Genomic DNA, 16,664 nt, shown 5'->3' on the forward strand with positions numbered 1-16,664 from the left:
CCCGCCACCCCCGGTGGCCGGCCCGGCGCCGACCTGGCCCGGCCGGCCACCGAGGGGAAGAAGTTCACCCGAACGGCTCAAGTCCGGGCGGGCACCTGCCGATGTTCCCCCCATGGGTCCCCGTGCGATGCCGCGCGTCCTCCTGGTCACCGCTCTGAGCACCGCGTTCGCCGTCGGCGCGATGCTGTCCCCGGCCGCCGCGTCCGCGGCGCTCGAACGGGGCACCCGCCGCCCCGCACCGGTCGGGCCGCTGGAGGCGGAGACCATGTCCCTCCAGGCCGACGCCGGTCGCTCGTTCTCCGACAGCGCCGCCTCCGCGGGGGCCGGGCTGCTCCTCTGGGGCAACGGCACCGCCGCGGGCAGCTACTTCCTCGGCGGCTCCGTCAGCCACCTGGTGCTGCGGGCCCGGGGTGACCAGTGCGCAGGCAGCCCGACGCTGCAGGTCAGCGTGGACGGCCGCGAGGTCGGCAGCGCCACCGTGACCTCGACCGACTGGCAGGACTACTCCTTCCCGGGGTCCTGGCCGGACGGCGCGCACCGCGTCGCGGTCTCCTTCGCGAACGATCTCCGCACCTCCACCTGCGACCGCAACCTGCGTGTCGACGTGGTCAGCGCGCGGCACGCGTCCCTCCCCGCACCCGCACCCGCACCCGTGCCCGTGCCGGAGCCGGTGAGCGGGAACCCGTTCGCCGGGGCCCGCGGCTACGTCGACCCCGCCTCCTCCGCCCGCCGCGCCGCCGACGCCCGCCGCTCCTGGGACCCGGCCGGGGCCGCCGCCCTGGACAAGATCGCCTCCGGGCCGAGCGCCACCTGGTTCGGGGACTGGATCCCGGCCTCGACCCTCGCCTCCCAGGTCTCCGCCCGGGTCGGGACCGAGACGAGCGCCGGCGCCCTGCCCGTGCTGGTGGCCTACGCCATCCCCCACCGCGACTGCGGCCTCTACTCCGCAGGCGGAGTGGCCGACGCAGGCGCCTACCGCGAGTGGATCCGCCAGCTCGCCGCAGGCATCGCAGGCCGCAGGGCCGTCGTCGTCCTGGAGCCCGACGCCCTGGCGCAGATGCAGGACTGCCTCTCCCCCGCCGACCAGCAGGCGCGCATGGCCCTGCTCGCCGAGGCCGTGGGCATCCTCGCCGCCAGCCCCGCCACCGCCGTCTACCTCGACGCGGGCGGACCGGGCTGGATCGCCGCCGACGTGATGGCCGCGCGCCTGCGCAGCGCGGGCGTGACCCAGGCCCGCGGGTTCTCCCTCAACGTGAGCAACTTCGCCACCGACGCCTCCACCCTCGCCTACGGCGAGGACCTGTCCACCCGCCTCGGCGGCAAGACCTTCCTCGTCGACACCTCCCGCAACGGCCGCGGCCCCGGCGACACCTGGTGCAACCCCACCGGCCGCGGCCTCGGACAGCGCTTCACCACCGCCACCGGCAGCGCCCGCGCCGACGCCTTCACCTGGATCAAGCGCCCGGGCGAGTCCGACGGCACCTGCAACGGCGGACCCACCGCCGGCACCTTCTGGACCGACTACGCCATCGGCCTCGGCCAACGCGCCTCCTTCTGACGCACCTCGGGCGCGGACGGGGACGGGTGCGGGCGGAAAACTCCGCCCGCACCCGTCCCCTCGTCGACCCCCGACCCGCCGGACGTCGTCGCCGCTGCGCCGCCGAATTTCGGAGAGCGGTTTCCTGAACCCGGTCGCGCGGAACCGCGGCAACCGCTCGGGCAGAACGGAATCCAGTTCCTTGACGCGCCCCAGGCGGATGGCTACTGTTCCCCCCAGTGAATCGTTTCATTGGAGGCAGCGTGGCCGCACCCGATTCCTCTCCCGTGCTGTCGCTGCGGGGAGTGAGCAAGTCCTACGGAGCGGTGCAGGCCCTCCGCGACGGCAGGCTCGACCTCTTCCGCGGCGAGGTGCACGCGCTCGTCGGCGAGAACGGCGCGGGCAAGTCGACCCTCGTCAAGGTGCTGGCCGGCGTCCACCGCCCCGACACCGGCGAGGTCGTCCTCGACGGCGCGCCGCTGGGGCTGGGCAGCCCCGCCGACGCCCGCGCCGCCGGCATCGCGATCATCTACCAGGAGCCGACGCTCTTCCCCGACCTCTCGGTCGCGGAGAACATCTTCATCGGCCGCCAGCCGCGTGCCCGGGGCGGCGCCATCGACGTGCGGGCGATGGAGACCGCGGCGGCCGAGCTGTTCCGGCGCCTCGGAACCCCCATGGACCCCTCCCGCCAGGCCCGGGGCCTCTCCATCGCCGACCAGCAGCTCGTCGAGATCGCCAAGGCCATCTCCCTGGAAGCGCGCGTGATCGTCATGGACGAGCCGACCGCGGCGCTGTCCGGCCACGAGGTCGAGCGCCTCTTCGGCGTCACCCACGGGCTGACGGCGGCCGGCGCGGCGGTGCTGTTCATCTCCCACCGCTTCGAGGAGATCACCGCCCTGTGCCAGCGGGTCACCGTGATGCGCGACGGCGCCTGGGTCTCCAGCGACCCCATGCCGGACCTCACGGTGGACGAGATCGTGCGCCGCATGGTCGGCCGCGACATCACCAGCCTCTACCCCAAGCAGGACGTCGAGCCCGGCGAGGTCGTGCTGGAGGTCCAGGGTCTCACCCGCGCCGGGTGGTTCCGCGACGTGTCCTTCAGCGTGCGGGCCGGCGAGATCGTCGCCCTCGCCGGCCTGGTCGGAGCCGGTCGCTCCGAGGTCGTGCAGGCGGTCTTCGGCGTCGATCGGGCCGACGCGGGAACGGTCCGCGTGGCCGGTCGCCCGCTCAAACTCGGCTCGCCGCGCGCCGCGATGGCCGCCGGGGTGGCGCTGGTGCCGGAGGACCGCCGCCAGCAGGGCCTGGTCCTCGACATGTCGATCGAGCGCAACACCACCCTGCCCCGCTCCCGCCAGCTCGCCCGCTTCGGACTGCTGACCGGCGGGCGCGAGCGCGCCTCGGCGGCGGAGTGGACCCGGCGGCTGCAGACGAAGTTCCACCGCCTCAGCGACCCCGTGGGCACGCTGTCCGGCGGGAACCAGCAGAAGGTCGTCCTCGCCAAGTGGCTCTCGACGAACCCCAAGGTGCTCCTCATCGACGAGCCGACCCGCGGCATCGACGTCGGCACCAAGGCCGAGGTGCACCGCCTGATCTCCTCCCTCGCCGCCGAAGGGCTCGCCGTCGTGATGGTCTCCTCCGAACTGCCCGAGGTGCTCGGCATGGCCGACCGGGTCCTCGTCATGCACGAGGGCCGCATCAGCGCCGACATCCCCCGCTCCGACGCCGACGAGCGCAGCATCATGCTCGCCGCCACCGGGCAGGACGCCCTCCTGGGAGGTGCCGCGTGAGCGCCGCCACCGCGCAGCGGACGCAGGAGACCCCCGTCCCGCCCGCACCCCCGACCTCGGCCGTCGAGCGGGTCCTCAAGGCCCGCTCCCTCGGCATCGTCCTGGCCCTGGTGGTCCTCGTGGCGGTGACCGCCGCGGCGAACCCGCTGTTCGTCTCCGGCCAGAGCCTCCGCGACATCGCCCTCAGCACCGCGATCCTCGCGATCCTCGCGGTCGGGCAGACGATCGTCATCATCACCCGCAGCATCGACCTGTCCGTCGGCTCGGTCCTCGGGCTCTCCGCCTACGCCGCGGGCAGCCTCCTGCAGGCCGCACCGGGAACCCCGATCGTCGTCGCGATCGGCCTGGCCATGCTGGTGGGCGCGGCGTGCGGGCTCGTCAACGCCGTGCTCGTCCGCTTCGGCGGCGTCCCCGCGCTGGTGGTGACGCTGGGCACGCTCTACATCTACCGCGGCATCGCGTTCTTCTGGGCCGGCGGGCAGCAGATCAACGCCGACGAGATGCCCGGGAACTACCTGGGGTTCGGGACCGCCACCGTCCTCGGGGTGCCCGTCCTCGTGCTCATCGCCGCCGTCGTCCTCGTGGTGGCCGGCATCGTCCTCGGCCGCTACCGCGCAGGCCGCGACCTGTACGCGATCGGCTCCAACCCGGACGCCGCCGTCCTCGCCGGAATCTCCGTGGGCCGCCGCCTCCTCGCGGCGTTCGTCGTCTCCGGGGCCCTCGCCGGCCTGGCGGGCGCCCTGTACGCGGCACGGTTCGGGACCGTCGACGCGGCGGCCGGCACCGGCTACGAGCTGAACGTCGTCGCCGCGGCGGTCGTCGGCGGGGTCGTGGTCACCGGCGGCAGCGGAACGGTCTGGGGCGCCGCCCTCGGCGCGCTGCTGCTGACGGTCATCAACTCCGCCCTGCCGGTGCTGCGCATCGACCAGTTCTGGCAGCAGGCCATCGTCGGCGCGCTCATCCTGCTGGCCATCTCGACCGACCGGGTGCTCACCACCCGGCTCGCCGCGCAGTTGCGGAGGAGGAACTCCCATGGCCGTTGACGTCCCGAGCAGCACCGGAACCGCCGGAGCCGCCGCACCCGCACCCGCCCGCCGCCTCGGCGCCCTCGCCTCGTGGGAGGCGACGATCATCGCGCTGACGGTGCTCGTCCTCGTGATCGCCTCCCTCACCGTCGACGGGTTCGGCGACGCCGGCAACGCGGTGTTCCTGCTGCTCGACATCACTCCCATCCTGCTCATCGCCCTGCCGATGACCCTCATCGTCATGACCGGGGAGATCGACCTCTCGGTCGCCAGCATCCTGGGCCTCACCGGTGCGGTGATGGGCTCGCTGTGGGTGGGTGGCATGGCGATCGAGACGATCATCCCGCTGTGCCTGGTGCTGGGCGCGGTGCTCGGGGCCGTGAACGGGTTCTTCGTCACGGTGCTGGGGCTGCCGTCGCTGGCGGTGACCATCGGCACGCTCGCCCTCTACCGGGGCCTGGCCTACGTCGTCCTCGGCAGCAACGCGGTGGCGGACTTCCCGTTCGCCCACACGGGCTGGGTGACGGGCACCGCCGGGGGTGGTGTCGTGCCGAACCTGCTGCTGCCGCTGCTGGTCGCCGTCGTGGCGTTCGGGATCGCCCTGCACGCCACCCCCGCCGGCCGCGGCATCGTGGCCACCGGCGCCTCCGACACCGCCGCCCGGTTCGCGGGCCTGGCGACCCTGCGCATCAAGTTCACCCTGTTCGTCCTCTCGGGGGTCGTCTCCGCCCTGACCGGCGTGCTCTGGGCGCTGCGCTACTCCAGCGCCCGCGCCGACAACGGGGCGGGACTGGAGCTGGCGGTGGTGGCGGCCGTCCTGCTGGGCGGGGTCTCCATCTTCGGCGGCAAGGGCAGCCTCCCCGGGGTCGTCGCCGCCGTCGTGCTCCTGGCGTCGCTGCAGAACGCGCTGCGCCTGGAGAACGTCTCCAACGAGGCCCTCACCGTCGTCACCGGCGGGCTCCTCATCGCCTCCGTCCTGGCTCCCAACGTCCTGCGCGCCGTCCGCCGGCGCAGCGCCTCCGCACGGGCCTCACGCGCCCGCTGAGGCCTCCCGCACCTCCCTCCACCCGCACCACCCGGGGTCACCGACGACTCCCGGCCCCCCGCCCCTCGGGGCGCAACCCGGAAGGAACTCCCATGTCCTCTCGCCGTGGCCTCTCCCTCGTCCTCGCCGGCAGCCTCGGGCTGACGATGGCCCTCACGGCCTGCGGCGGCGGCACCACCCGGGAGAGCCAGGCCCAGCAGCCGGCGGCGCCCGCCCCGTCGTCCTCTGCGGCCGCCTCCGCCGACCCCTCGGCCGAGATCCCCGAGGGCCTGAAGATCGCCTTCCTGCCGAAGCAGCTGAACAACCCCTACAGCGACATCGAGGCCGCCGGTGGCAAGGAGGCGGTGGAGGAGCTGGGTGGCGAGTACAGCCTCGTCGGCCCCAACGACGCCAGCGCCTCGAGCCAGGTCAGCTACATCAACACCCTCATCCAGCAGCAGCAGGACGTCATCAACATCGCGGCCAACGACCCGAACGCGGTCTGCCCGTCGCTCAACCAGGCGCGCGCCAAGGGGATCCCGGTCGTCACGTTCGACTCCGACGCCAACCCCGACTGCCGCGACGTGTTCATCAACCAGGCCACCACCGAGGGCATCGGCAAGACCCTCGCGGAGCAGGCGCTGGAGCTGTCCGGCGGCAGCGGCAAGGTCGCGGTGCTGTCGGCCACGGCGAACGCGACGAACCAGAACGCGTGGATCGAGGTGATGAAGGAGGAGCTGGCCAAGCCGGAGTACGCCGGGGTGGAGCTCGTCGAGGTGGCCTACGGCGACGACGACGACCAGAAGTCCTTCCAGCAGACGCAGGCGCTGCTGCAGAAGTACCCGGACCTGAAGGCCATCGTCTCCCCCACCACGGTCGGCATCGCCGCCGCGGCCCGCTACATCTCCTCCAGCGACTACAAGGGCAAGGTGGCCGTCACCGGCCTCGGCACCCCGAACCAGATGCGCGAGTACGTCAAGGACGGCACGGTGAAGGAGTTCGCGCTCTGGAGCCCCGCCGACATCGGCTACCTCGCCGGCTACGCCGGGGCCGCGCTCAAGGCCGGGCAGATCACCGGCGCGGAGGGTGAGACCTTCGAGGCCGGCCGCCTCGGGGAGTACACCATCGGCGCCGACGGGGAGGTCGTGCTCGGCCCGCCCACCACGTTCGACGCGTCGAACATCGACCAGTTCGACTTCTGACGGACGGCCCCCCGGCGAGGAGCGGGCTCGGCCCGTGACGCGTCAGGGCGGGGACGTTCGGCAGCGACACGCCCACGTGTCGCTGCCGCAACGTCCCCGCCTCGCGCGCGACGCCCGCGGCCCGGGGCTCAGCCCCGGCCGGGCCGCCACAGGACGAGGGCGCGAGAGCGCGACGGCGACGGGGGGCGCCGCCCCACGGAGGTGGCGACGATGTCACCACCGGCCCCGGCCGCGAAGACCCGGCCGGAGACCTGGCGCAGCCGGTGCACCTCCTCGGCCAGGAGCTGGACGCGGTCGGTGAGCGTCTCGACCTGCTTCTCCAGCTCCATGATCCGCTTGATGCCGGCGAGGTTGACGCCGTCCTCCTGGGACAGCCGCTGCACCTCCCGCAGCCGGGCGACGTCCCGGGCGGAGTAGCGGCGGCCGCGCCCGGGTGCCCGCTGCGGTGAGACGAGGCCGAGCCGGTCGTACTGCCGCAGGGTCTGCGGGTGCATGCCCGCCAGCTCCGCGGCGACGGAGATGACGAAGACGGGTGCGTCGTCGTCGTGCACGGCTTCCTCCCTCCGCTGCTCCTCCTGCGCTCCGCCGACGGCTGCGGGGCCGTCCCGCCCGGGACGGCCCCGCAGGCCCACCCGCAGCCCTCGCCCGGCGGGGGGCGGTTCCGGGGTGAGCATCGCAGGCATGTCAGCTCCTGGCGCGCTCCAGGAGCCCGGCGCGCGGGTCGTCGCCGCGCGTGGCCTCGGCGAAGGCCTCGACCGCCCTGCGCGCCGCGTCGTCGAGGTGCTTCGGCACGGCCACCTCCAGAGTGACCAGCAGGTCCCCCCGGGCGTCGTCGGCACGGGCCTGCCGGGCGCCCTGCCCGCGGACCCGCAGGGAGCGGCCCGAGGGCGTGCCCGGCGGCACCTTCACCCGCACGGTGGTCCCGTCGATCGTCGGCACCTCCACGGTCGCGCCGAGCACGGCCTCCGGGAAGGTGACCGGCAGGGTCATCCGCAGGTCGTCGCCGTCGCGGCGGAACACCGGGTGCGGTTCCACGCTGACGGTGACGAGCAGGTCCCCGGCGGGCGCACCCCCCGGGCCCGGCAGGCCCTTGCCGCGCAGCCGGACCCGCTGGCCGTCGCGCACCCCGACGGGCAGCCGGGTGCTGACGGTGCGCACGGGACCCCCGCGGGGGTCCGGCACGCGGAGGGTGACGGTCGCGCCCTCCAGCGCGTCCCGGAACCCCACGCGCGCAGTGGCCTCCAGGTCCGTGCCGCGGGTCGCGGTGGGAGTGCCGAACCCCCCGCCGCCGGGGCCGCCGAAGCCGCCCGGGGCACCGAAGCCACCACCGCCGCCCTGCCCGAACAGCCCGCCGAGCAGGTCCTCGAACCCGGGACCGGGCGCACCGCCGCCGGCACCCGGGGTGCCGAAGCGCATCCGCGGGCCGCCACCGCCGCCGCCCTGCCCGAACAGCCCGCCGAGCAGGTCCTCGAACCCGGGCCCGGGACCGCCGGAGCCGGCGGTGAACCGGGCCCCGCCGCCGAGCATGGAGCGGATGCCGTCGTACTGCTGCCGCTTCTCCGGGTCGGAGAGGACGGAGTACGCCTCCCCCACCTCCTTGAAGCGGCGCTCCGCCTCGGCGTCGCCGGGGTTGGCGTCGGGGTGCAGGTCCCGCGCCTTCTTCCGGTACGCCTTCTTGATCGTCGACGCGTCCGCATCGTGGGGCACGCCGAGGACGTCGTAGAAGTCCTTCTCGGCCCAGTCGTGCATGCTCACCGGCGTCCCCTCCCCTCGCTGCTGGTCGTCGTCGTGCTCGCGGCCCTCGGAGCGCCGGCCGTCACTGCGGGTCGGCCACCGCGACGCGGGCCGGCCGCAGCACCCGCTCCCCGAAGCGGTACCCCGGCTGGAGCACCTGGGTGCAGGTGGCCACCTCGACCTCGTCGGAGTGCGCGTGCATCAGGGCCTCGTGCACCGCCGGGTCGAACGGCTCGCCGTTCTCGCCGTAGCGGACGAGCCCGAAGCGGCCGAGGGTCGCCTCCAGCTTGTCCGCGATCGCCGCGAACGGCCCGGAGAGGTCGCCGTGCTGGCGGGCGAGGTGGATGTCGTCCAGCACCGGCAGCAGCGCCTCGGCGACGCCCGAGATGGCCGCGTCCTTGGCCACGTCGCGGTCCCGGTCCACCCGGCGGCGGTAGTTGACGTACTCCGCCTGCAGCCGCTGGAGGTCCTCCAGCCGCTCCGCCGCCAGGGTCTGCGCCGCCAGCAGCTCGGAGGAGCCCGCCTCGCCCGCGGCGCTCACGTCGGCCGGGTAGGAGGGCAGGCCCTCCTCCGCGGCCTCGCCCGCGCCGGCCGGCTCCTCGCGGAGCTGGCCGGTCTGCGGGTCGAGGCGACGGCGGTCGCGGACCACGGGGCCGTTCTCGTCCCGCTCGTCGCGGGCCCCGGTCTCCTCCGGCATCACTTGTCCTTCTCGTCGTCGACGACCTCGGCGTCGACGACGTCGTCGTCGGCGCCCGCGCTCGCGCCACCGGTCGCACCGGCACCCGCACCCTCGGAGCCGGCGCCGCCCTCGGACTGGGCCGCGTACATCGCGGCGCCGAGCTTCTGGCTGGCCTGCGCGACGGCGTCGGACTTGGCCTTGATCTCGTCCGCGTCGCTGCCCTCGAGGGCCTTCTTCAGGTCGGCGATCGCGGACTGCACCTCGGACTTGCCGTCCTCCGGGAGCTTGTCGGAGTTGTCGGCGAGGAACTTCTCCGTCTGGTAGAGGAGGCTCTCCGCCTGGTTGCGGGCCTCGGCCTCCTCGCGACGCTTCTTGTCCTCGTTCGCGTGCTCCTCGGCGTCCTTGACCATGCGCTCGATGTCCTCCTTGGACAGCGCACTGCCGCCCGAGATGGTCATCGACTGCTCCTTGCCGGTGCCGCGGTCCTTCGCGTTGACGTGCACGATGCCGTTGGCGTCGATGTCGAAGGTGACCTCGATCTGGGGCACGCCGCGCGGGGCGGGCGCGATGCCGGTCAGCTCGAAGGTGCCCAGCGGCTTGTTGTCGCGGGCCAGCTCGCGCTCGCCCTGGAACACCTGGATGAGCACGCTGGGCTGGTTGTCCTCGGCCGTGGTGAAGACCTCGCTGCGCTTGGTCGGGATGGCCGTGTTGCGCTCGATGAGCTTCGTCATGATCCCGCCCTTGGTCTCGATGCCCAGGGACAGCGGGGTCACGTCGATGAGGAGGACGTCCTTGCGCTCACCCTTGAGGACGCCGGCCTGCAGGGCCGCGCCGATGGCGACGACCTCGTCCGGGTTGACGCCCTTGTTGGGCTCACGGCCGCCGGTCAGCTCGCGCACGACGCTGGCCACGGCCGGCATGCGGGTGGAACCACCCACGAGGACGACGTGGTCGATGTCCTTGATGGAGACGTCGGCGTCCTTGATGACCTGGTGGAACGGGGCCTTGGTCCGGTCCAGCAGGTCGGCGGTGAGCTGCTCGAACTGGGCGCGGGTGAGCTGCTCGTCCAGGTGGACCGGGCCGTTCTCCGTCATCGACAGGTACTGCAGCGAGATGCCGGTGGCGGTGGAGCTCGACAGCTCCTTCTTCGCCTGCTCGGCGGCCTCCCGGAGGCGCTGCATGGCGATCTTGTCCTTGGACAGGTCCATGCCCGTGGTGAGCTTCACCTTCTGGAGCAGGTGGTCCACGATCCGCTGGTCCCAGTCGTCACCACCGAGGTGGTTGTCGCCGGAGGTCGCGCGCACCTGGATGGTGGAGAAGCCGTCCTCGTCCTTGCCGACCTCCAGGAGGGACACGTCGAACGTGCCGCCGCCGAGGTCGAAGACGAGGATGAGCTCGTCCTCCTTGCCCTTGTCGAGCCCGTAGGCCAGCGCGGCCGCGGTGGGCTCGTTGATGATGCGCAGGACGTTGAGGCCGGCGACCTCACCGGCCTCCTTGGTGGCCTGGCGCTGGGCGTCGTTGAAGTACGCAGGCACGGTGATGACGGCGTCCGTCACGGACTCGCCCAGGTAGCTCTCCGCGTCCCGCTTGAGCTTCTGCAGGATGCGGGCGCTGATCTCCTGCGGCGTGTACTTCTTCTCGTCGATCCCGACCTTCCAGTCGGTGCCGATGTGGCGCTTGACCGAGCGGATGGTGCGGTCGACGTTCGTCACCGCCTGGCGCTTGGCGATCTCACCGACGAGGACCTCGCCGCTCTTGGCGAAGGCGACGACGGAGGGGGTGGTGCGACCACCCTCGGCGTTGGCGATGACCGTCGGCTCGCCGCCCTCGAGGACGGAGACGACGGAGTTGGTGGTGCCGAGGTCGATGCCGACGGCTCGTGCCATGGTGCGTGCTCCTTCAGCGTCTGCCGGGCCCGTGGGCCCCGCCCGGTCGCCGTGCGGCTCCGGGCGCCTGTTGAGTGTCTCTGGCTCAAGTCTCCACGGGCCGCCCACCTTGTCAAGTGGGGCCTCACTGGTCTTGAGCCGGTGTCGCTCAAGTCAACGCCGCGGGCGACCCGATCGTTCCCGGCCACGCCCCGCCGCGCCCCCGCCCACCACGTGTGCGCCCGGCGAGGCGGGGACGTTGCGCCGCGACACACCGGCGCGCCCCCGGCCGAACGTCCCCGCACCGACTCGCCCCCCGGGCACGACGACGCCGGCCCCCCTCCTGCGACAGGAGGGGGGCCGGCGTCGTCGTGCGGGTGCGGAGGTCAGATCCCGACCTTCTCCCCCGAGCCGGAGGAGGTGCGCTTCAGGACGGAGTCGGGCTCGTCCTTCGGCTGCCGCTTGAAGATCTTCACGAAGAAGGACGTCTTGCCCGACTTGTTCTTCGAGTAGACGTCGAAGAACACCGCGGCGAGCAGGACGAGGCCCTTGATCGTGGACTGCCAGTCGACCTCGATGCCGATGATCTGCATGCCGTTGGTCATGATGCCCATGACCATGGCGCCGATGATCGCACCGACGACGGTGCCGACCCCGCCGGCGGCGGAGGCGCCGCCGATGAAGGCCGCGGCGATGGCGTCGAGCTCGAAGTTCGTGCCCGCACGGGGGCCGGCCGCGTTGAGGCGGGCGGTCACGATGAGGCCGGCGATCGCGGACAGGACGCCCATGTTCACGAACACCAGGAAGGTGACGCGCTGGGTCCGCACGCCCGACAGCAGCGCCGCCTTCTCGTTGCCGCCGACCGCGTAGACGTGGCGGCCGAGGACCGTGCGCGACATGACGTAGGAGTAGACGACCACCAGCACGATCACGATGAGGCCGGCCGTGGGCAGGCCGTTGCGCTGCGCCAGGAGCACCGTGAACGCGTTGATCGCGGCGACGAGGAGCACGAGGCGCGCCACGAACAGGCCCATCGGGATCAACGGCAGGCCGTACTTGGCGCGGCGGGCGCGCCCGCGCAGCTCGGACACGACGAGGAACACGGACACCGCGACACCCAGGATGATCGTGGTGAGCGTGGAGCCGCCCGCGAAGTCGCGGATGAAGCTCGTCGCGATCGCCCGGAAGTCCTCCGGGAACGGCGCGATGGCCTTGCCGTCCGTCAGGGTCAGCGTCAGACCGCGGAAGATGAGCATGCCCGCGAGGGTCACGATGAACGACGGGATCCGCATGTAGGCGATCCAGAACCCCTGCCAGACGCCCACCAGGGCCCCGATCGCCAGCGCGGCGATGATCGTCGGGATCGTGCTCCAGCCCTGGTTCACCATCAGGACCGCCGCCACCGCGCCGACGAACGCCGCGACCGAGCCGACCGACAGGTCGATGTGCCCGGTGATGATGACGAGCATCATGCCGATGGCGAGGATGAAGACGTAGGAGTTCTGCAGGATCAGGTTGGACACGTTCTGCGGCTTCAGCAGCAGACCGCCGGTGAGGATCTGGAACAGGATGCCGATCGCCACCAGGGCGATGATCATCCCGTACTGCCTCATGTTGCCGCGCATCGCGGTCAGCAGCGCGTTCACTGCACCGCCGCCTCGGTCTTCGTCCGGCCCTGGGTCATCAGTCTCATCAAGCCCTCCTGCGAAGCGTCGCTGCGCAGCACCTCACCGGTGAAACGCCCCTCACTCATGACGTAGATGCGGTCGCACATCCCCAGCAGCTCGGGGAGCTCCGAGGAGATGAGCAGGACGCCCTTCTGCTGGGCGGCCAGCTCCTGCACGATCGTGTAGATCTCGTACTTGGCCCCGACGTCGATGCCGCGCGTCGGCTCGTCCAGGATCAGCAGGTCCGGCTCCGCGAACATCCACTTCGCGAGGACGACCTTCTGCTGGTTCCCGCCGCTGAGCGTGTTCGCCTTGACGAAGACGGTCGGCGCCTTCACGTGGAGGGTCTTGCGCAGCCGCTCGGCCTGCACGACCTCCTCGTGCTCGTTGATGGACATGCCGGAGGTGACCTTCTTCAGGTTCGCCAGCGTCATGTTCCAGTACAGGCCCTCCTCGAGGTGGAGGCCGTAGTGCTTGCGGTCCTCGCTGACGTAGGCGATGCCGTGGGCGATCGCCTCGCCGACCGTCTTCGTGCTGATCTCCCGGCCGTCCTTCAGGACGGTGCCGGAGATCCCGGTGCCGTAGCTGCGGCCGAAGAGGCTCATCGCGAACTCGGTGCGACCGGCGCCCATCAGGCCGGCGATGCCGACGATCTCCCCGCGGCGGACCGTGAGGTTGATGTCGTCGACGATCTTCCGGTCGTGCGCGGTCGCGTGGTACGCGCTCCAGTTCCGCACCTCGAAGAGCACGTCCCCGATCTCGGGGGTGCGCTCGGGGTAGCGGTGGTCGAGGTCGCGCCCGACCATGCCGCGGATGATGCGGTCCTCGTCGGTCGCCCCGGTCGCCGCGTCGAGCGTCTCGATCGTCCGCCCGTCGCGGATGATCGTGAGGCGGTCCGCAACGGCCACGATCTCGTTGAGCTTGTGCGAGATCATGATCGAGGTGATGCCCTGGGTGCGGAGCTGCCGCAGCAGTTCCAGCAGGTTCTCGGAGTCCTCGTCGTTGAGCGCGGAGGTGGGCTCGTCGAGGATGAGGAGCTTCACGTCCTTCGACAGCGCCTTGGCGATCTCGACGAGCTGCTGCTTGCCGACGCCGATGGCGGAGACGGGGGTGGACGGGTCCTCCTTCAGCCCCACCTTGGCGAGCAGCTCCATGGTGGCGCGGGTGGTCTCGCCCCAGTCGATGCGACCGCCCTTGGCGCGCTCGTTGCCGAGGTAGATGTTCTCGGCGATGGACATCTGCGGGATGAGCGCCAGTTCCTGGTGGATGATGACGACGCCCGCGTGCTCGGAGTCCTTGATGCCCCTGAACTCGGCGAGCTTGCCGTTCAGGTAGATCTCGCCCTCGTAGTCACCGGCGGGGTAGACGCCGCTGAGCACCTTCATCAGCGTCGACTTGCCCGCGCCGTTCTCGCCCATCAGCGCGTGGATCTCACCGCGCTCGACTGCGAGGTTCACGTCGTCCAGCGCCTTGACGCCGGGGAAGGTCTTGGAGATGCCGCGCATCTCGAGGATCAGGTCAGGCAAGCGGCCCTCCTGGCCGGCCCCTGAAGGGGCCCCTGGATCGTGTCCGTCGGTCCGGGAGCAGCGGTCTGCGACGACCGCTGCGGGTGCGCCCCGCACCCGCGGTGGCGGGCACGGGGCGCGAAACCAGCAGGTCGATCGTCAGCTGGTGAGCTGGTCGGCGGTGTAGTAGCCGCCGGCCACGAGGACCTCTTCGTAGTTGGACTTGTCGACGGAGACGGGGTCGAGCAGGTACGACGGGACGACCTTCACGCCGTTGTCGTAGGTCTCCTCGTCGTTGACCTCGGGCTTCTTGCCCTCCAGCGCGGCGGTGGCCATGTTCACGGCGACCTTGGCGAGCTCGCGGGTGTCCTTGTAGACCGTCTGGGTCTGCTCACCGGCGATGATCGACTTCACCGACGCCAGCTCGGCGTCCTGACCGGTGATGACGGGGAGCGGCTTCTCCGGGGTGCCGTAGCCGGCGCCCTTGAGGCTGGAGATGATGCCGATGCTGATGCCGTCGTAGGGCGAGAGCACCGCGTCGACCTTGTCGTCGGCGTAGTACGAGCTGAGCAGGTTGTCCATGCGCTGCTGGGCGGTGGCGGGGTCCCAGCGCAGGGTCGCGACGGTGTCCATGCTGGTCTGGCCGCTCTTGACGACGAGCTTGCCGGAGTCGATGTAGGGCTGGAGGACGTCCATCGCGCCGTCGAAGAAGAAGAACGCGTTGTTGTCGTCCGGCGAGCCGCCGAAGAGCTCGATGTTGAAGGGGCCGGGGGCCTCGTCGAGCTTGAGGGCGTCCTTGATGTAGCCGCCCTGCAGCTGGCCGACCTTGAAGTTGTCGAACGTGGCGTAGTAGTCCACGTTCGGCGACTCGAGGATGAGGCGGTCGTAGGAGATGACCGGGATGTTGTTGTCCTTGGCCTGCTGGAGGACGTCGCCGAGCTGCTTGCCGTCGATCGCGGCGATCACCAGGACGTCGACGCCCTTGGTGATCATCGTCTCGATCTGGTTGACCTGCGTGGGGATGTCGTCCTCGGCGTACTGCAGGTCGGTGCCGTAACCGGCCTCCTTGAACTGCTTGACCATGTTGTTGCCGTCGCCCACCCACCGCTCGGAGGACTTGGTCGGCATCGCGATCCCGACGACACCCTTGCCCCCGTCGCCCTCGTCACCCTGGTTGGCGGCGTCGCCGACGCCACCGCAGGCGGTCAGCATGAGGGCGGACATCCCCAGGGCAGCCCCGAGCTTCTTGCTGAGCACGTGATCATCTCCATTCGTCGTCGACATCGACGCCTGCACGCGACCGGGGCGAGTACTGGCCCAGCGGTCATGACCGCGACCGTCGCGGTGCACCGTGCCCTTCGATGTTAACGCTCACGGAGGCAGCACGAAGGGCGACCCGCCCATTTGCAGCACCGGGCAACAAAAGGTCGCGAAGTGGTGACGACGCCGCAACGGGGATGCTGCGGAAGGGCATCGCTCAGGTCACGGAGCGCCCGAACTGCACCTCACGACCAGCTGCGGTGGTATAGCGTCGACCGGCTCGATCTGCTGCCCCCCGTCGAGGCGTGCCAGCAGAGCGTGGACGCACTGCCTGCCGAGTTCGCGGAAGTCCTGCCGCAGCGTCGTCAGCGGCGGCCAGGAGTGCGCCGCCCCGGGCACGTCGTCGAAGCCCACCACCGCCACGTCCGCCGGCACCCGCAGACCGGCCTCGTGCAGGGCGTGCATCAGGCCGAAGGCCATCAGGTCGTTGGCCGCGAAGACCGCGGTCGGCCTCTCCCCAGCCGGCAGCTCCCGCCACCGGCGCACGACCTCCTGCCCCGCCTGGTAGCCGCTGTCCCCGGACCAGTCCCCCAGGAGCGGCTCCTCCACGGGCGCGCCGACCTCCGCCAGGGCCTCCTCCCAGCCCCGCACGCGGCGGTCGCCCTCCGGCCAGTCGTGGGGCCCGCGCACGTGCAGGACGGTGCGGTGCCCCGCCTCGAGCAGGTGCCGCGTCGCCAGCCGCGCGCCCAGCTCGTGGTCCACGGAGACGCTCGGCAGGTGACCCCCGGGACGGGCCTGGGCCACCACGACCGGCAGCCCCTCCGGCACGGGCAGCGAGCCCACCACCGACGTCACCGACGTGACGACCACGATGCCCTCGACGTTCTGCCCGGCGAGGTGGCGCATGGCGGCGCTCATCGTGCCGCTGCGCACCTCGGCGAGGCTGCACAGCACCACGGACATCCCCCGCGCGCGGGCCGCCTCCTCCACGCCGAGCAGCGTGTGGACGGGGCCGTGGTGGATGCCGAAGGGGGTGATGACGCCGAGGAGGCCGGAGCGCTGGGTCACCAGCGCCCGCGCGGCCGGGTTGCGCCGGTAGCCGAGGGCGTCGATGGCCTCCAGCACCCGCCGCCGGGTCTCCTCGCGGACCGGGCCGGTGTCGTTGAGGACCCGGGACACCGTCTGGTGCGAGACCCCGGCCATGCGGGCCACGTCCGACATCACCGGCTGGCGCGGTGCCGGGGTGGTCGCGGTCACGGTCGCCTCCTTCGGCTGCGGACGGTCCGCACCCTTCCCGAGGGGGACGGGCACGAGCTGGGCACCCCCGCCGGGCGGGCGCAGGGGGCCGGCACACCGGGACGGGGTGCACGGCGGGGAAC

General features: G+C 72.0%; 13 protein-coding genes. 5 read left to right on the plus strand and 8 right to left on the minus strand.

What is annotated here, in order from left to right; genetic code table 11:
- Nucleotides 1-112: 112 nt before the first annotated feature.
- The 5 genes from CLV92_RS03695 to rhaS all read left to right on the plus strand — a co-directional run bounded on the left by CLV92_RS03695 (nt 113) and on the right by rhaS (nt 6,575).
- Complete coding sequence (locus CLV92_RS03695; RefSeq protein WP_104431453.1) at nt 113-1,558, plus strand: glycoside hydrolase family 6 protein; 1,446 nt, start codon at nt 113-115, stop codon at nt 1,556-1,558.
- A gap of 242 nt (nt 1,559-1,800) precedes the next feature.
- Entirely contained in the window at nt 1,801-3,324 is a 1,524-nt protein-coding gene (locus CLV92_RS03700; RefSeq protein ID WP_104431454.1) for a sugar ABC transporter ATP-binding protein, read from the plus strand.
- Complete coding sequence (locus CLV92_RS03705) at nt 3,321-4,367, plus strand: ABC transporter permease (RefSeq protein ID WP_104431455.1); 1,047 nt, start codon at nt 3,321-3,323, stop codon at nt 4,365-4,367. Before CLV92_RS03700 ends, CLV92_RS03705 begins: the two co-directional genes overlap by 4 nt.
- Nucleotides 4,357-5,394, plus strand: coding sequence for an ABC transporter permease (locus CLV92_RS03710; protein ID WP_104431456.1), 1,038 nt, complete (start codon nt 4,357-4,359; stop codon nt 5,392-5,394). The genes CLV92_RS03705 and CLV92_RS03710 overlap by 11 nt, the downstream gene beginning before the upstream one ends.
- Before the next feature lie 92 nt (nt 5,395-5,486).
- Nucleotides 5,487-6,575: a rhamnose ABC transporter substrate-binding protein gene (gene rhaS, locus CLV92_RS03715; protein WP_104431457.1), complete on the plus strand. Its 1,089-nt coding sequence runs from the start codon at nt 5,487-5,489 to the stop codon at nt 6,573-6,575.
- Between the two features lie 128 nt (nt 6,576-6,703).
- On the opposite strand, the gene CLV92_RS22760 is transcribed toward rhaS, so the two are convergent.
- From CLV92_RS22760 to CLV92_RS03755, 8 genes are all read right to left on the minus strand, one after another.
- Nucleotides 6,704-7,069, minus strand: coding sequence for a heat shock protein transcriptional repressor HspR (locus CLV92_RS22760; protein ID WP_425433557.1), 366 nt, complete (start codon nt 7,067-7,069; stop codon nt 6,704-6,706).
- A 190-nt stretch (nt 7,070-7,259) separates the two neighbouring features.
- A complete protein-coding gene (locus CLV92_RS22765) occupies nt 7,260-8,330 on the minus strand; it encodes a DnaJ C-terminal domain-containing protein (RefSeq protein WP_104431458.1) in 1,071 nt (356 codons plus the stop codon).
- A gap of 61 nt (nt 8,331-8,391) precedes the next feature.
- Nucleotides 8,392-9,006 (minus strand): nucleotide exchange factor GrpE, encoded by a 615-nt coding sequence (gene grpE, locus CLV92_RS03730; RefSeq protein ID WP_104431459.1) that lies wholly within the window; start codon nt 9,004-9,006, stop codon nt 8,392-8,394.
- A complete protein-coding gene (gene dnaK / locus CLV92_RS03735; protein ID WP_104431460.1) occupies nt 9,006-10,874 on the minus strand; it encodes a molecular chaperone DnaK in 1,869 nt (622 codons plus the stop codon). Before dnaK ends, grpE begins: the two co-directional genes overlap by 1 nt.
- A 365-nt stretch (nt 10,875-11,239) precedes the next feature.
- Nucleotides 11,240-12,499 carry a multiple monosaccharide ABC transporter permease gene (gene mmsB, locus CLV92_RS03740; RefSeq protein ID WP_245886392.1) on the minus strand — a complete coding sequence of 420 codons (1,260 nt, stop codon included), beginning with the start codon at nt 12,497-12,499 and terminating at the stop codon, nt 11,240-11,242.
- Nucleotides 12,496-14,046, minus strand: coding sequence for a multiple monosaccharide ABC transporter ATP-binding protein (gene mmsA / locus CLV92_RS03745; RefSeq protein ID WP_104431461.1), 1,551 nt, complete (start codon nt 14,044-14,046; stop codon nt 12,496-12,498). The genes mmsB and mmsA overlap by 4 nt, the downstream gene beginning before the upstream one ends.
- Nucleotides 14,047-14,184: 138 nt before the next feature.
- A complete protein-coding gene (chvE, locus tag CLV92_RS03750) occupies nt 14,185-15,249 on the minus strand; it encodes a multiple monosaccharide ABC transporter substrate-binding protein (protein ID WP_104431657.1) in 1,065 nt (354 codons plus the stop codon).
- A 258-nt stretch (nt 15,250-15,507) separates the two neighbouring features.
- On the minus strand, nt 15,508-16,542 hold the full coding sequence (locus CLV92_RS03755; protein WP_211290838.1) for a LacI family DNA-binding transcriptional regulator: 1,035 nt from the start codon (nt 16,540-16,542) through the stop codon (nt 15,508-15,510).
- Nucleotides 16,543-16,664: the final 122 nt, after the last annotated feature.

Source organism: Kineococcus xinjiangensis (assembly GCF_002934625.1).
GTDB classification, from domain to species: Bacteria; Actinomycetota; Actinomycetes; order Actinomycetales; family Kineococcaceae; genus Kineococcus_A; species Kineococcus_A xinjiangensis.

What these genes read in the sequence shown, in the direction of transcription:
- CLV92_RS03695 (WP_104431453.1), top strand. Translation starts at nt 113, where the DNA reads ATGGGTCCCCGTGCGATGCCGCGCGTCCTCCTGGTCACCGCTCTGAGC.
- CLV92_RS03710 (WP_104431456.1), top strand. Translation starts at nt 4,357, where the DNA reads ATGGCCGTTGACGTCCCGAGCAGCACCGGAACCGCCGGAGCCGCCGCA.
- rhaS (WP_104431457.1), top strand. Translation starts at nt 5,487, where the DNA reads ATGTCCTCTCGCCGTGGCCTCTCCCTCGTCCTCGCCGGCAGCCTCGGG.
- CLV92_RS22760 (WP_425433557.1), bottom strand. Translation starts at nt 7,069, where the DNA reads ATGCACCCGCAGACCCTGCGGCAGTACGACCGGCTCGGCCTCGTCTCA.
- grpE (WP_104431459.1), bottom strand. Translation starts at nt 9,006, where the DNA reads ATGCCGGAGGAGACCGGGGCCCGCGACGAGCGGGACGAGAACGGCCCC.
- dnaK (WP_104431460.1), bottom strand. Translation starts at nt 10,874, where the DNA reads ATGGCACGAGCCGTCGGCATCGACCTCGGCACCACCAACTCCGTCGTC.
- chvE (WP_104431657.1), bottom strand. Translation starts at nt 15,249, where the DNA reads ATGTCCGCCCTCATGCTGACCGCCTGCGGTGGCGTCGGCGACGCCGCC.